This window comes from Desulfitobacterium sp. (genome assembly GCF_034927245.1).
In the GTDB taxonomy this organism is placed as follows: Bacteria; Bacillota; Desulfitobacteriia; order Desulfitobacteriales; family Desulfitobacteriaceae; genus Desulfitobacterium_A.
Window position 1 is genome coordinate 129,559 of the sequence record NZ_JAYFQK010000003.1, and the last position, 14,207, is coordinate 143,765.

The window sequence follows — 14,207 nt, forward strand, 5'->3', positions numbered from 1 at the left end:
CGGGGCTGTTGCAAAACAGCCCCGTTTTCGTACGCATAAAATTATGGACTATTGCAAAAGACCCGAAAGCATAGTTTCTCCCCTTCGAGGATAAGTCGACTAGGGCTCTAAGTTTCGTACCTCAACTCAGAGCCAGTCTCCTATAACGCATAGAAGTGAACGATTCGCGGAGGGACGTTCAGGTGAACAAAGCTTTCGCAGCCGAAAGCCCGTGAAGGGGTTTCGCGCTTTAGCTTAGCGCAGCCAGTGGTTTATATCAGGTATTGCTCTACTGCAAATACGTTTGATACTCCTCACGCGTAATTCCGGGGTGCAAGGCGATCCCTAAGGCTCCGGCAATGATCCTGGCGGCGCTCTTGATCAAGGTATCGATTTCCTTCGGTGTTACCATCAAATTATTGCTGTATGGCGACAAAGCTTGGGATAAAATATGTTCTAAAGCATTTGGACTGAATCCCTTATAAAGCTTATAAAGACTGGGGCTTGTTTTGAGCTCATCAAGCACCCCTTCAAGACAGCTATGCGCGATAATTGCCGCATTGACAACAGTGGGCAGACCAATGGCCAGGACTTTGCAGCCTAATGTTTCCTCGTTAATACCGACGCGCTGATTTCCTACGCCCGAGCCCGGTGAGATTCCCGTATCCGCAATTTGAATGCTGGTCCCGATACGCTCAAGGGAACCCGCGGCTAAAGCATCAATAGCAATTACCCAATCCGGTTTGACATGTTCGACAAGACCGCGGATGACTTCCGCAGTTTCAATCCCTGTAATACCGAGCACACCGGGAGCAATAGCACTTACTTTTCTTAATTTCCCTTTGAGTTCATCCGGAGAGAGCTGAAAAAGATGACGCGTAACTAAGGTTTTATCAATAACTTGAGGACCAAGCGCATCCGGTGTTGCATTCCAATTCCCTAAACCGACGATAAGAATACTTGAATTATCATTAAGTTTCATCAAATCAATGAGTTCTTGGGCAAGAACTTCACTAATTTCGTTATGAACCAAGTAATCGTTTTGGCGGATTTCGGGAGCATCAATTGTTATGTAAGATCCTTTAGGACGCCCCATTTCCTGAACCCCTTGATCTGTTTCAATATCAATCTTGGTTACGGTGGCATGGTCAAATTCGGCTTTGGTCATTCGTACACCGGGAACTTCTTCTCCGATTTCTCCGCGAAGAATTTCATGGGCTTCGACCGCCATATCAATGTTGACATTAAATTTCCGGATAAAATCTGTTTTTTTCATGCAATTTAACCTCCCCGAAGCATTTGACAATGTTTAAGTGCAAGAGTGCAAAAAATCACTGGCCCTCACGACCAGTGATCAAGAGGAGAAATGAAAGGAAGAACTGATGGGGGAAGGTAGGAAAAAAGTCCTACCGAAAAATAGTCTTTGCATATTGAGTGAAAATATACGAAAATCTTATTAATAAGTTTAACGGCTGTGGTATACTTGTGTTAGCCTGTCTTATTTTTTATTTTTATTCCGAGGAGAACGTCTATGCGAATTATTGCCGGGGAAATGCGGGGGCGCAAACTTAAAACGGTATCCGGAATGGATACTCGTCCTACGGCGGATAAAGTAAAAGGTGCAATTTTCAATGTGCTAATGGAAAAAGTTAACGGAGCAAAAGTTCTTGATCTTTTTGCGGGGACAGGGAACTTGGCTATTGAGGCGATATCCCGTGGGGCACGAGAGGCGATTCTGGTTGAAAAAACATTTTCCGCGCAAAAAGTTATTCAAGAAAATCTTACATTTGCGGTAAAAGCTCAAGCCAAACTTTTTAGCATGGATGCATTTGATTTTCTTAAGCTATATCCCGAAGAAAAATATGATTTAATTTTTCTTGATCCTCCATACCGACAGGAATTAGTAAGCAAAGCGTTAAAATTGCTCAGTCAACCTTGCCGGCTTAACGAATTGGGGGTTATTATTGCCGAAACTGCGTCTGATGAAGAGCTTCGGGTTTGTGAACCCTTTGAGATCCGTAAAATCAGTGAATATGGTGATACGAAAGTCTGGTATATTCAGAGATGTGTAGAATAGGGGAGGATAGCTTTGGAAAACGACGTTTATGAGATTTTAGAGGAATTGGAAGAGATTGTTGACCGCGGTACTAAAATACCGATGACCGGAAAAGTATTGGTTGATGATACGCAGATTTTTGAGCTCATCGACCGGATGAGAGCTTCTTTGCCCGAAGAAATTCGAGAGGCTCAGCGCGTACTTTATGAGCGTCAAAAAATTGTCGATGAGGCTAAAGCTGAAGCAGACCACATTCTTGAACGCGCGAAATCCTATGTTGAAAAAATGGCCGGGGAAAACGAGGTCACCAAACAAGCCCAGACCTATGCTGAAGACCTTGTCCGCCAAGCTCAAGGTTATGCGAAAGAAGTTAAAATCGGAGCCGTCCAGTATACCGATGAACTTTTGCAGCAAGTTGAAAAAAGTGTCGCCGAGACCTTGAAATCCCTGCATCAGAACAGGGAAGAACTTAGGACACTGGCAAAGCGGGATCAAAGCGGAAAAAAAGCCGAACCGACTGAATAATAAAGGAATAATAATGTACATAAGGGCGGTTGCAATGCAACGGCCTCTTATTTTTGATTCAATAATCGAACCCCGGCAGCGGCAAGAAGGAAAATAAGCATAATACCGCAGAAAACCCAGACACTCAGCCGCCAGGTCAGTAAAAAGCCGGTGGACGTTTCTAAATAGGGGAAGGCAAATAGAGGAGAGGAAGCGGGAAGGTCGATGAAGTTAAGCAAGACCTGACTCAAGAGGATTGCTAAACCGGTTTGCAGGATGCGTCCGAGGAAAAAGGCTGAAAAACGGAGATCGGTTAAACTGGTAAAACTGGCAACTTGTGCAAATACCGATAACCCGCCCCAGGCCAAAACCGCACTCAAAAAGCCAATCTGAATGTTAAGACTTGAGAAAGCTTTAAGGCTTGAGCGACAACCTAAGGTCGTTTCAAAGAGGGCATTTACCCCGGCTGTTATACTGTCTAAGGTCAAATGACCGCCGGTTAACATATTAAGAATAAGGGCTAAACCTGTCGTGATCTGAGTAGTGTTTAAGAGCTTAATCAGCACAGAAAAAAAGGTAATAAATCCCCCGACGAGTAAAACCGTCTGGATGCTTTGGCGTACGGCATCACCTAAGAGCTGACCAAAAGGGCGTCCATCCTGTTCCTGTGCTTTAAGAAGCTCCTGCCAGGCTCGTTTAAGAGAAACAGCAGAGCTTAAGTGTTTCTCGCCGGGCTGATACCGGTAGAAACGAAAAAGAATACCCACGAGAAGGTTGGCTAAATATACAGCACCTGCTAAGACAAGGCCAAGCTCGGGTCTTCCAAGCATACCCGAAGCAACTGCACCGAACATAAATCCCGGGCTGGGGTTGCTGGTGAATGCTAAGAGCCGTTCTCCCTCAACTTGGGTTAACTGATTTTGTTGGCGGAGTTTACTGGTAAGAACGGCACCGACGGGGATTCCGGAAGTATAGCCCATGGCCACTACAAAAGAGGCCTTGCCTGGCAAGTGGAAAAAAGGCCGCATCAATGGTTCCAGAAGTATACCCAGAAAATGCACAAAACCTGCGCCCATTAAGAGTTCGGAGAGAATAAAAAAGGGGAGCAGGGCCGGTAAAACAAAGGTCCACCATAGCGTTAGCCCTTCTGCCGCCGAAAGGACAACTTCCTGAGGGTAAAAAAACATGAAAAGAGCAAGAAGAAAAAAAGGAATCGTGCGGATTGCTGCTGCCATAATTCACCCGCCTTTCATTCATACCTAATTTATATGGAAGCTTGCAAAGCCCTAGAAGTGGATTTTCAGAGCAATTTTGAATGAAGTGAATTATTTAGCAATACGTCGAATTTTCACGCAAGGGGTTGAAAATGAAACGGTATGTGGTAAACTAAGAGTGTTTTGTAGCTATAATTGGCGTCGCGATTAGTTATCGGATAAAAATCTACTTCTTTGATAAGAAGTAGATTTTTTGGGGCAAACTAGTAAACGAAAGAGAAAAAAGAATGGGTGGAAAAGGAATTTAGGAGGTACAAACGTGAACATTCTAGTTATTAATTGTGGAAGCTCCTCTTTGAAGTATCAGCTTCTAGACACGGAGACGAAACAACCCCTGGCGAAGGGACTTGTTGAACGGATTGGTATGCCGGGATCGGTATTAACGCATCGTAAAGCAGGCAGTGAAAAAGAAATCATAACCGCAGAAATTTCCAACCATACTGCGGCGATTCAAATGGTTTTAGATGCTTTAGTTAACCCTGAATACGGGGTTGTTAAAGACCTGAAGGAAATTGAAGCCGTGGGTCATCGCGTTGTCCATGGCGGTGAAAAATTTGCTCAATCCGTTATTATTGACGAAAATGTCATTAAGGCGATTGAAGAATGTGTCGAGCTTGCGCCTCTCCATAATCCACCGAATATTGCCGGGATTGAAGCCTGTCAGAACTTAATGCCCGGTGTTCCTCAGGTCGCTGTTTTTGACACAGCCTTTCATCAAACGATGCCGCCGGAAGCCTTTATCTATGGTATTCCTTACGAACTTTACGAAGAATATAAAATCCGGAAATACGGGTTCCATGGAACATCCCATAAATATGTTTGCCAACGCGCTGCAGCTATGTTGAATCGTCCTCTTGAAGATCTGAAAATAATCAGCTGTCACTTAGGTAACGGATCTTCAATAACGGCAATCCAAGGCGGGAAATCAGTTGAAACCTCCATGGGCTTCACACCATTGGAAGGATTGATGATGGGAACGCGTTCCGGAGACCTTGACCCTGCGATCGTATCTTTCCTTATGCAAAAGGAAGATTTAACCTCGAAGAAGGTTACGGCTTTCTTAAACAAGAAATGCGGTGTTCTTGGGGTATCGGGAGTAAGCAGTGATTTCCGTGATATTGAAGCGGCTGCTGAAGAGGGTAACTACAGAGCACAATTAGCACTTAACATCTTTGCCCATGATGTTAAAAAATATATTGGTTCCTATGCCGCAATCCTTGATGGGGCAGATGCAATCATCTTTACGGCCGGCTTAGGTGAAAATTCCGCATCGATGCGTGCCAGTATTGTCAACAGTCTTACGTATCTCGGTGTGGAAATTGATCCGGAGAAAAATAAAATTCGGGGTCAAGAAATCGATATCTCGGTAGAGAACGCACGTTGTCGGGTTCTGGTTATTCCAACGAATGAAGAATTGATGATTGCCATGGATACGTATGCTCTCGTAAATCAAGGTTAAGGAGTTTTCCTTGACAAAGAAAATTGTGCCAACTATAATATTGGTTGTGTATTGGAGTGATAAGCATGAAGGTTAATGTCGCTCAAGTTCGCCGTAATGAGAACGAAACGGCTCATTTCAATTTAGAAGAGGAATTTTCTTCTTATGAATCGGAACTTGAAGGGGTGTCTTTTGCAGCTCCTGTACGCGTTCAACTTCAGGTGACCAACCTGGGAAAATCCCTTCATGTTCAGGGAAAGGTCCAAACTAAGTTCAAAACGCAGTGTGGCCGCTGTTTGGATGACTTTATTTATCCGCTTGATTTATCTTATGAGGATGAATGGGTTTATGGCGGCATGGCTCAGGACACTGACGATGGAGAACTCAGTGAAACCGTTCTAGTCTTCGATAAAGACGAGATAGAAATAAATGATCGGATTTTTGAACAGATCGTGTTGGCTCTACCGATGAGATTTATCTGCTCTCCAGAATGCCTAGGGCTTTGCCCGGTCTGTGGGGTTAATCGGAATCATACCACTTGTGAGTGTGTGATTGAGCAGACGGACCCGCGTTTAGCGGCGCTGGCCCAGTGGTCGAAGAGAGATTGATTCATTTAGCAGCTTAAAGGGGGTGTAATTAATGGGTGTCGGTCAACATCGCCAATCCAAATCAAGAGTACGTAAACGTCGGGCTATGTGGAAGTTAACTGCACCAAACCACATCGAGTGCCCCCAATGCCATCAACCGAAATTAGCGCATCATGTTTGCCCAAACTGCGGTTATTATAAGGCAAAAGAAGTTATCTCCATGGGAGAATAAGGATAAAAAAAGGAGTCCATTAGGGACTCCTTTTTTTTATTCGCTCTTTTATTGAAAAGCCTTAAGAGCTAGTCTATAATTAGTACCAGGTCACAAAATTAGAATGCGGTGAAAAAATTGACTCGACATCATAAACAGGAGAGGCATCAAGCCCTTATAGAGGAAATTGAAAAGAATCCCTTCTCAACGGATGAAGAGCTTGCTCAACGGTTTAATGTGAGCGTTTCAACCATTCGTCTTGATCGAAGCAATTTAGGGATTCCGGAACTGCGGGAACGCACGCGTGCTGTTGCTCATGAAGCTTATGACACCTTAAAGTCCCTCGAAGAACAGGAAGTGATTGGACTTCTTACGGAACTGAAGGTTGGGCAGATGGGTCGTTCCGCAATGCTGATTGAAGAGAATATGGTTCTTGATAAAGCCAGAGTCGCACGGGGGCATCATTTGTTTGCTCAGGCCAACTCTTTGGCTATTGCGCTCGTTGATGCCGAGGCAGCGGTAACCGGCAGTGTTGATCTTAAATTTCTTCGCCCTGTTCATCTGGGTGAAACGGTTATCGCCTACGGAAAAGTGATCAAACGTAAGGGCAATAAATACTGGGTGGATATTAAGGCACAGGTTAATCAAGAAGACGTTTTAATCGGGCATTGGATACTGTTTGGCTTTAAGGCAGAGATTAACTTATAGGGTTGGAGGGAATTGCAATGAAAATAGCCATCGATGCTATGGGGGGGGATTATGCTCCCGCAGAAATTGTGAAAGGGGCCGTTCAGGCTGCACAAACTTATCCGGAAACCGAACTCATCTTAGTGGGTCAGCCCGAGCGGATAGCGGAGTTTCTGACAACCACCGACTGTCCCCGAAATTTATCAGTGAGAGAAGCGGCAGAGGTTATCAGCATGGAAGAACATCCGGCACAGGCGGTTCGCAAGAAAAAGGATTCTTCAATTGTCGTGGCGACCCGGATGGTTAAAGAAGGAGAAGCAGATGCTGTCGTCAGCGCCGGCAGTACGGGTGCCCAAATGGCAGCCGGTTTGCTGGGCTTGGGCCGAATTAAGGGGATTGATCGGCCGGCGATCGGGACGGTAATCCCGACTTTAGAAGGGGGAAAGCTTTTGCTGGATGTAGGGGCTAACCCTGACGCCAAACCGGAGAATCTCGTTCAGTATGCTATTATGGGGAGCATTTATGCAGAGAAAATTTTAGGAATCAACAATCCGCGTGTAGCTCTTTTGAATATCGGAACAGAAGAGACGAAGGGCAACGAATTAGCGCAAACGACCTATCCGCTGCTCAAAGGGGCACCGATTAATTTTATCGGCAATCTTGAAGGACGCGATTTGCCTTTTGGGCGGGCGGATGTTACCGTATGTGAGGGCTTCGTGGGAAACGTTGTCATAAAAACTACTGAAGGATTGGCAGGAGCGCTTTTTCAATTGATTAAAGAAAAGATAACAGCGACAACCGTTCGAAAATTAGGGGCCCTGGCGATTAAACCGGGATTAAAGGAAATTGCCCAAATGATGGATTATGCCGAATACGGCGGGGCTCCCCTCTTGGGGGTGAACGGAATCAGTGTCATTTGTCATGGCAGTTCAAAACAAAAAGCGATCTTTAACGCAATACGGGTGGCTCGGGAGTGTGTTGAAAGTCAGTTTATCGAGAAAATTCGTCAGGAATTACCTCCGCTAAAAAAGTGAGGAAAGAAGGATCACAATGTTACACAGTGTAGGAATTGTCGGCACGGGATCTTATACTCCCGAAAAGGTTTTAACTAACGCCGATTTGGAGAAGATGGTAGATACAAATGATGAATGGATTGTGAACCGGACGGGAATCAGAGAGCGGCATATTGCCGATGATAAGACTCCCGTTTCCGAGTTGTGTTATCAGGCTGCTGTCAAGGCCTTAGAGGATGCGAAGGTGGCAGCGGAAGAGATTGAGTTGGTTATCGTTGCCACGGTTACTCCGGACTTTGCTTTCCCGGCAACGGCTGCTCTTGTGGCTGATCGTCTTGGCGCGAAAAATGCGGCGGCCTTTGATTTATCGGCGGCTTGTACCGGATTTATCTATGGAGTCACCACGGCTGCCCAATTTGTGGCGACCGGAGTATATCGCACTGTTTTAGTGATCGGGGCGGAAACGTTAAGCAAAATACTGAATTGGGAAGACCGTTCGACCTGTGTGCTCTTTGGAGACGGTGCGGGAGCTGCGGTAATTCAGCCGGTAGAAGAGGGATATGGCTTTAAGAGCTATGAACTTGGGGCTGACGGTTCGGGGGGGCACCTCTTAGCGATGCTCGGAGGGGGTTCGCGAAACCCGGCAACACCGGAGACCCTGCAGAAAAAAATGCATACGCTCAGTATGGCCGGCAGTGAAGTCTTTAAATTTGCGGTACGAATCATGGGTGAAACTGCGCTTAACGTTATTGAAAAGGCCGGATTGCAAAAGAACGATATCGACCTATTTATCCCTCATCAGGCAAACTCGCGAATTATCGATGCGTCGGTCAGACGATTGGGCATTGATTCAGGAAAGGTCTTTGTTAATCTTGATCGTTACGGGAATATGTCCGGGGCTTCAATTCCGGTAGCCTTGGATGAAGCCGCTCGCGGCGGACGGTTAAAATATGGAGACAATCTCTTAATGGTGGGGTTTGGTGCAGGATTGACATGGGGCGGCACAGTGCTTAAGTGGTCAAAGAGATAGGAAGGGACGAGTAAGGATGATCAAAAGTCGAATCTGCGATTTGTTGAATATCGAATACCCGATTTTTCAAGGGGGGATGGCATGGGTCGCTACGGGTGAATTAGCAGCCGCTGTGTCAGAGGCCGGGGGCCTCGGCATTATCGGTTCCGGAAATGCACCTGCCGATTGGGTTAAAGCTGAAATCCTAAAGGTGAAAAGCCGAACTTCAAAGCCGTTTGGTATCAATGTGATGCTGATGTCCCCTTTCGTGGAAGAGGTCATGCAGGTCATTTTAGAAGAAAGGGTACCTGTTATTACCACCGGTGCGGGAAATCCCGGCAAATATGTGTCGGTTCTAAAAGAAGCGGGAACAAAGATTATTCCCGTGGTTGCTTCGGTGGCTTTGGCCAAGCGCTTGGAGAAAGCCGGCGTCGATGCACTCATTGCCGAGGGGATGGAATCAGGGGGACATGTCGGCGAAACATCGACATTACCTTTAGTTCCGCAAGTCGTGAACGCGGTTACGATTCCGGTCATCGCTGCGGGCGGGATATTTGACGGCCGAGGCCTTTTAGCCGCACTTTCGCTTGGAGCCGAAGGGGTTCAAATGGGTACCCGCTTCATGAGTGCCGAGGAATGTACGATTCCGTTAACGGTAAAAGAGGCCATCCTTAAAGCCAAAGATCGGGATACTGTCGTCACCGGCCGCTCGACAGGGCATCCTGTCCGCTGTCTGAATAACCACTTTACACGGGAGTTAACGGAATTGGAGAAGGTCGGAACGCCGATAGCCGAACTTGAAAAACTGGGTGCGGGAAGGCTCCGGATGGCGATGGTCGAGGGAGACGTTCAAAACGGCTCAGTGATGTCCGGTCAAGTGGCCGGGGCGGTTATGCGGATCGAACCGGCAGCCGCAATTGTTCATGATGTTATCGACGGGGCCGAGCGTGAATTTCAAAAATTAAAAGAACGTTTTACGGTATAAGTAGCGTTTAATGTTATAGGCGAAGGAGATAAAGATGGGAAAATTGGCATTCCTATTTCCGGGGCAAGGCTCTCAGGCTGTTGGCATGGGAGAGGAACTATTTAATCTTCCCGAAGGACGTGGGGTTCTCGAAGTCAGTCATCGTGTTTTAGGATCGGAATGGGCACGTGTCATGTCTGAAGGTCCGGAAGAAGTTTTACGGCAGACCGAAAATACGCAGCCGGCGCTGCTGCTTGTCAGTGCCGCAGCTTTGAAAGCGCTGCTAAGTGCCGGAATACAGCCCGATTATGTGGCAGGGCATAGTTTGGGAGAATATTCGGCTTATCTTGCAGCAGGGAGTTTAACCCTTGAAGAGGCGGTCACTACAGTGCGCAGACGCGGAGAACTGATGCGGGACGCGATGCCCGCGGATAAAGGAAGTATGGCGGCGATTCTGGGCTTAGATACGGCTCAAGTTGAACAAGCATGCCGTGAAGCCTGTCAAGGCGAGGAATGGGTTGGTCCGGCGAATTATAATTGTCCCGGTCAAGTTGTTATTTCCGGAGCAACAGCAGCTGTACAACGGGCCGTCGATAATGCCAAAGATTTAGGCGCTAAGCGAGGGATGCTTCTCGCGGTAAGCGGGGCCTTTCACAGTCCCTATATGAAAGGTGCGGGAGAAAAACTAAGACCGATCTTAGAAGAGGTTAGCTGGAAAACACCGGTTTATCCCGTGATTGCCAATATTAATGCTCAAGCGGTACGGGACTGTGCTCAAATTGTTGAGAGTCTGGTTGAACAAGTGAGTTCACCGGTTCTGTGGGAACAATCCATTCGCTATCTTCGCGAACAAGGGGTGGATACCTTCCTCGAACTGGGCTCAGGAAAGGTTTTAACCGGCCTCGTTAAGAAGATTGTGCCGGGGGCCGCCCTTCTTAACGTTAATAATTTGGCAAGTTTAGAAAAGTCACTTGCATATTTAAAGGAGAGTCGATAAAATGTTTCTGAAAAACAGCGTAGCCATTGTGACAGGTGCCGGGCGCGGGATCGGTCGGGCTATAGCTCTTGAATTGGCACAAGCCGGAGCCCGGATCGTCGTAAATTACGCCGGGAATGCCGAGCAGGCCGAAAAAACAGTGACCATGATCGAGGACAAGGGCGGGCAAGCCATAGCGGTTCAAGCGGATGTCAGCCAAGCGGCGGATGTTGACCGCCTGGTAAAAACAACGATAGAAACGTACGGAAAAGTTGATATTCTCGTGAATAATGCCGGCATTACCCGGGATAATTTATTATTAAGGATGAAGGAAGCCGATTGGGATGCGGTATTGAACACGAACCTGAAGGGTGTATTCCTGACCAGCAAAGCGGTAAGCAAAATTATGATGAAGCAGCGCTCAGGTGTGGTTGTCAATATTGCCTCGGTCGTAGGAATTTCCGGTAATGCGGGGCAAGCCAACTATGCCGCAGCTAAAGCGGGAATTATCGGTTTTAGTAAATCAATGGCTAAGGAACTTGCTTCACGCGGAATTCGGGTCAATGTCGTTGCCCCGGGGTATATTTCCACAAATATGACGGAAAGCTTACCGAATGAGGTGAAGGAGCAGATTCAACAAAGCATTCCTTTAGGCCGTATCGGAACACCTGAAGAAGTTGCACAGACGGTATTATTTTTGTCATCTGCGGCATCTTCCTATATCACGGGTCAAGTTTTTGCCGTAGATGGTGGAATGTTAATGTGAGAATAAATATAATGTATATTTGTGAGAGGAGGTGATTCGTATCATGGCAGTTTTTGATAAGGTAAAATCTATCGTCGTGGATCAACTCGGAGTCGATGAGGAAGAGATCTCTTTAGATACTTCTTTTACAGATTTGAACGCAGATTCTTTGGATATTGTCGAACTGATTATGGCCCTTGAAGAAGAATTCGATCTGGATATTCCGGACGAGGATGCAGAAAAAATTCGGACTGTTGGAGATGCAGTCAACTACATCAAAGAAAACCAATAGTGCCTAGAAAGTCCCGTAAAGCACAGCGGGACTTTCTTTTCTAATGAATTTGTTTCTAGTAAATTTGTTTCAGAGATTCTCCCTGCAGATGGTCTGAAGGGTTTTATATAAAGTTTTAAAGAGTAATTACGAAGCATAATGAGAAGTTGAACAGGAGGAAAATCAGTGAAAATACCTGAACTCCATATTGCCAATTTAGTCGCCAAGGTTCCCGTTATTCAGGGAGGTATGGCGGTGCGCATTTCTATGGCCCCTCTGGCATCTGCCGTGGCAGAAGAAGGGGGAATCGGGATAATTGCCGGAAGCGGACTTTCAGTTAAGGAATTGCGCCGGGAAATCCGCGAAGCACGGAAAAGAACAAAGGGGATCATCGGGGTAAATGTTATGTTTGCGGTTCGTGAGTTTGCCCAACTCGTAAAAGCCGCTTTCGATGAGAAGATTGATCTTTTGGTATCAGGTGCAGGCTTTTCCCGGGATATGTTCGGCTGGGGGAAAGAAGCGGGAATACCTGTTATACCGATTGTTTCGACGGCAAAGCTTGCCCGTATTTCGGAAAAACTTGGGGCTGCGGCGGTTATAGTCGAGGGCACTGAAGCGGGCGGACACTTAGGAACGGATCGATCGATGCGTGAAATTCTGCCCGAAGTCAGAGAAGCCGTGAAAATTCCGGTGATTGGGGCCGGAGGAGTAATGAATGGACAAGATGTGGTCGAGATACTGCGGCTCGGAGCCGACGGTGTTCAAATGGGAACCCGTTTTGCCCTTAGTGAGGAAAGCAGCGCGGCACCGGCGTGGAAAGCCCATTTAATCAACGCCAAGGAAGAAGATATGGTCATTGTTCACAGCCCGGTGGGGTTGCCCGGACGGGCCATTCGCAATCCCTTCACAGATGAACTTTTCAATGGGGGAAATGTTCGTCCCCAAAAATGTGATCATTGTCTAAAGGAGTGCGGAGCAAATTTCTGCATTATGGATCGTTTGAATAAGTCGCAGCAAGGAAATATTCAGGAAGGTTTAGTTTTCTCAGGGGCAAAGTATGGCAAGGCGAAAAAGGTTTTATCCGTGCACGAAATTTTTGAAGATATTAAGACTGAAATTATTCGTGCTCAATGATCAGTTTACTCGAACTAAGGAGGATTTTTTAGCGTGAAACATCGTACAGTAATCACCGGGATGGGTGTGATCTCCCCGGTTGGGAATACGGTTGAAGACTTTTGGAAAAGTTTAACCCATGGTGTGTCAGGTATTGATTTCGTAACCCGGTTTGATGTCAGTGATATGCCGACAAAAGTAGCGGGTGAAGTTAAAGATTTCGAACCGACGAACTGGCTGGATAAAAAAGAAAGCCGCCATATGGATCGTTTCGCTCAATTTGCAGTTGTTGCTGCGAAAATGGCCCTTGATGACTCGGGACTCGATTTAGATCAAATCGATAAGAAACGGGCCGCTACAGTGCTGGGGTGTGGGATAGGCGGTGTAACGACGTTTGAGGAACAGAAGGAAGTTATGATGGCTAAGGGCCCGGGACGGGTCAGCCCCTTCTTTGTACCGATGCTGATCAGTAATATGGCGGCAGGGCATGTATCAATAGCTTTCGGTTTACAAGGGCCCAGCTCCACGGTTGTTACCGCGTGCGCTTCCGCTACAAATGCCATCGGCGAAGCTATGCGGTTGATTGAGCAGGGGGAGGCCGACATTGTTGTCGCAGGAGGAACCGAAGCCCCGTTAACTCCTCTGGCGTTTGCCGGTTTCTGTTCGATGAAGGCGATGTCGACCGAAAAGGAAGATCCGAAAGCCGCCTCTCGTCCGTTTGACGCGCGGCGGACAGGCTTTGTCATGGGAGAAGGTGCGGGTATCCTTATTCTGGAGTCTTTGGAACATGCTCAGGCGCGCAAAGCAAGAATATATGCCGAATTAGCGGGATATGGAAGCACTGCGGATGCGTATCACATTACGACTCCCGTTCCGGGCGGAGAAGGTGCGGCTCGGGCCATGCTCAAAGCGATCGAGAGTGCCGGGGTTAAACCGGAAGATGTGGATTACATCAATGCTCACGGAACAGGCACAGGGGCCAATGACTCGACAGAAACAGCGGCTATTAAGGCTGTCTTCGGGGAGTATGCCAATCAAGTGGCGATCAGCTCGACAAAGTCCATGACAGGTCACTTGATGGGGGCAACAGGGGCAATCGAAGCGATTGCCAGTGTCTTAGCCATTCAAAATGGGATCATTCCACCGACGATCAACTATGGAGAAGTGGACCCTGCTTGTGATTTGGATTATGTACCCAATCAAGCGCGTGCTAGAAATGTTAAGGTTGCCCTGTCGAATACCTTTGGATTTGGAGGCCATAATGCTACAATTGTTATCAAAGAGTATTCACAGAAATAAGGAGTAAGACAAAATGGTACAAAAACATCCCAATAGGATTAAAACGAAAAATTCCGGTGAGGGCCAAAGCTCTCGCCGGAG

At 46.9% G+C, this 14,207-nt stretch carries 16 protein-coding genes; 14 read left to right on the plus strand and 2 right to left on the minus strand.

Annotated elements, in window-relative coordinates:
• Positions 1–268: 268 nt before the first annotated feature.
• Positions 269–1,255, minus strand: coding sequence for a GPR endopeptidase (gene gpr, locus VB077_RS00795; RefSeq protein WP_323413303.1), 987 nt, complete (start codon positions 1,253–1,255; stop codon positions 269–271).
• Between the two features lie 255 nt (positions 1,256–1,510).
• On the opposite strand from gpr, the gene rsmD reads away from it, so the two are divergent.
• Together rsmD and VB077_RS00805 are read left to right on the plus strand one after the other, a co-directional pair.
• On the plus strand, positions 1,511–2,056 hold the full coding sequence (gene rsmD, locus VB077_RS00800) for a 16S rRNA (guanine(966)-N(2))-methyltransferase RsmD (RefSeq protein WP_323413304.1): 546 nt from the start codon (positions 1,511–1,513) through the stop codon (positions 2,054–2,056).
• 12 nt (positions 2,057–2,068) lie between these two features.
• Entirely contained in the window at positions 2,069–2,560 is a 492-nt protein-coding gene (locus VB077_RS00805) for an ATPase (protein WP_323413305.1), read from the plus strand.
• 47 nt (positions 2,561–2,607) lie between these two features.
• Here VB077_RS00805 and VB077_RS00810 read toward each other — a convergent pair whose 3' ends face one another.
• Positions 2,608–3,774, minus strand: a complete 1,167-nt coding sequence (locus VB077_RS00810; RefSeq protein WP_323413306.1) for a nucleoside recognition domain-containing protein — start codon at positions 3,772–3,774, stop codon at positions 2,608–2,610.
• Positions 3,775–4,072: 298 nt separating this feature from the next.
• On the opposite strand from VB077_RS00810, the gene VB077_RS00815 reads away from it, so the two are divergent.
• The 12 genes from VB077_RS00815 to fabF all read left to right on the plus strand — a co-directional run bounded on the left by VB077_RS00815 (position 4,073) and on the right by fabF (position 14,126).
• Positions 4,073–5,272: an acetate kinase gene (locus tag VB077_RS00815; protein ID WP_323413307.1), complete on the plus strand. Its 1,200-nt coding sequence runs from the start codon at positions 4,073–4,075 to the stop codon at positions 5,270–5,272.
• 65 nt (positions 5,273–5,337) lie between these two features.
• Complete coding sequence (locus VB077_RS00820; protein ID WP_323413308.1) at positions 5,338–5,859, plus strand: DUF177 domain-containing protein; 522 nt, start codon at positions 5,338–5,340, stop codon at positions 5,857–5,859.
• 31 nt (positions 5,860–5,890) lie between these two features.
• The gene (rpmF, locus tag VB077_RS00825; RefSeq protein ID WP_323413309.1) at positions 5,891–6,070 is read left to right on the plus strand and encodes a 50S ribosomal protein L32; all 180 of its coding nucleotides are present in this window, start codon (positions 5,891–5,893) and stop codon (positions 6,068–6,070) included.
• A gap of 117 nt (positions 6,071–6,187) precedes the next feature.
• Positions 6,188–6,757, plus strand: coding sequence for a transcription factor FapR (gene fapR / locus VB077_RS00830; protein ID WP_323413310.1), 570 nt, complete (start codon positions 6,188–6,190; stop codon positions 6,755–6,757).
• A 17-nt stretch (positions 6,758–6,774) separates the two neighbouring features.
• Positions 6,775–7,770 (plus strand): phosphate acyltransferase PlsX, encoded by a 996-nt coding sequence (gene plsX, locus VB077_RS00835; RefSeq protein ID WP_323413311.1) that lies wholly within the window; start codon positions 6,775–6,777, stop codon positions 7,768–7,770.
• Between the two features lie 16 nt (positions 7,771–7,786).
• A complete protein-coding gene (locus VB077_RS00840) occupies positions 7,787–8,779 on the plus strand; it encodes a beta-ketoacyl-ACP synthase III (RefSeq protein ID WP_323413312.1) in 993 nt (330 codons plus the stop codon).
• A 16-nt stretch (positions 8,780–8,795) separates the two neighbouring features.
• Positions 8,796–9,743 carry an enoyl-[acyl-carrier-protein] reductase FabK gene (fabK, locus tag VB077_RS00845; protein WP_323413313.1) on the plus strand — a complete coding sequence of 316 codons (948 nt, stop codon included), beginning with the start codon at positions 8,796–8,798 and terminating at the stop codon, positions 9,741–9,743.
• 34 nt (positions 9,744–9,777) lie between these two features.
• Positions 9,778–10,719, plus strand: coding sequence for an ACP S-malonyltransferase (gene fabD, locus VB077_RS00850; protein WP_323413314.1), 942 nt, complete (start codon positions 9,778–9,780; stop codon positions 10,717–10,719).
• 1 nt (position 10,720) lies between these two features.
• A complete protein-coding gene (fabG, locus tag VB077_RS00855) occupies positions 10,721–11,464 on the plus strand; it encodes a 3-oxoacyl-[acyl-carrier-protein] reductase (protein ID WP_323413315.1) in 744 nt (247 codons plus the stop codon).
• Between the two features lie 43 nt (positions 11,465–11,507).
• The gene (gene acpP / locus VB077_RS00860) at positions 11,508–11,735 is read left to right on the plus strand and encodes an acyl carrier protein (protein WP_323413316.1); all 228 of its coding nucleotides are present in this window, start codon (positions 11,508–11,510) and stop codon (positions 11,733–11,735) included.
• Between the two features lie 165 nt (positions 11,736–11,900).
• Positions 11,901–12,848 carry a nitronate monooxygenase gene (locus tag VB077_RS00865; protein ID WP_323413317.1) on the plus strand — a complete coding sequence of 316 codons (948 nt, stop codon included), beginning with the start codon at positions 11,901–11,903 and terminating at the stop codon, positions 12,846–12,848.
• A 33-nt stretch (positions 12,849–12,881) separates the two neighbouring features.
• Positions 12,882–14,126: a beta-ketoacyl-ACP synthase II gene (gene fabF / locus VB077_RS00870; RefSeq protein WP_323413318.1), complete on the plus strand. Its 1,245-nt coding sequence runs from the start codon at positions 12,882–12,884 to the stop codon at positions 14,124–14,126.
• Positions 14,127–14,207: the final 81 nt, after the last annotated feature.

Excerpts from the sequence above, each read along its gene's own strand:
- fabG (WP_323413315.1), top strand. The coding sequence starts at position 10,721 with ATGTTTCTGAAAAACAGCGTAGCCATTGTGACAGGTGCCGGGCGCGGG.
- fabD (WP_323413314.1), top strand. The coding sequence starts at position 9,778 with ATGGGAAAATTGGCATTCCTATTTCCGGGGCAAGGCTCTCAGGCTGTT.
- rpmF (WP_323413309.1), top strand. The coding sequence starts at position 5,891 with ATGGGTGTCGGTCAACATCGCCAATCCAAATCAAGAGTACGTAAACGT.
- gpr (WP_323413303.1), bottom strand. The coding sequence starts at position 1,255 with ATGAAAAAAACAGATTTTATCCGGAAATTTAATGTCAACATTGATATG.
- fabK (WP_323413313.1), top strand. The coding sequence starts at position 8,796 with ATGATCAAAAGTCGAATCTGCGATTTGTTGAATATCGAATACCCGATT.
- acpP (WP_323413316.1), top strand. The coding sequence starts at position 11,508 with ATGGCAGTTTTTGATAAGGTAAAATCTATCGTCGTGGATCAACTCGGA.
- plsX (WP_323413311.1), top strand. The coding sequence starts at position 6,775 with ATGAAAATAGCCATCGATGCTATGGGGGGGGATTATGCTCCCGCAGAA.
- VB077_RS00820 (WP_323413308.1), top strand. The coding sequence starts at position 5,338 with ATGAAGGTTAATGTCGCTCAAGTTCGCCGTAATGAGAACGAAACGGCT.
- VB077_RS00840 (WP_323413312.1), top strand. The coding sequence starts at position 7,787 with ATGTTACACAGTGTAGGAATTGTCGGCACGGGATCTTATACTCCCGAA.
- rsmD (WP_323413304.1), top strand. The coding sequence starts at position 1,511 with ATGCGAATTATTGCCGGGGAAATGCGGGGGCGCAAACTTAAAACGGTA.
- VB077_RS00810 (WP_323413306.1), bottom strand. The coding sequence starts at position 3,774 with ATGGCAGCAGCAATCCGCACGATTCCTTTTTTTCTTCTTGCTCTTTTC.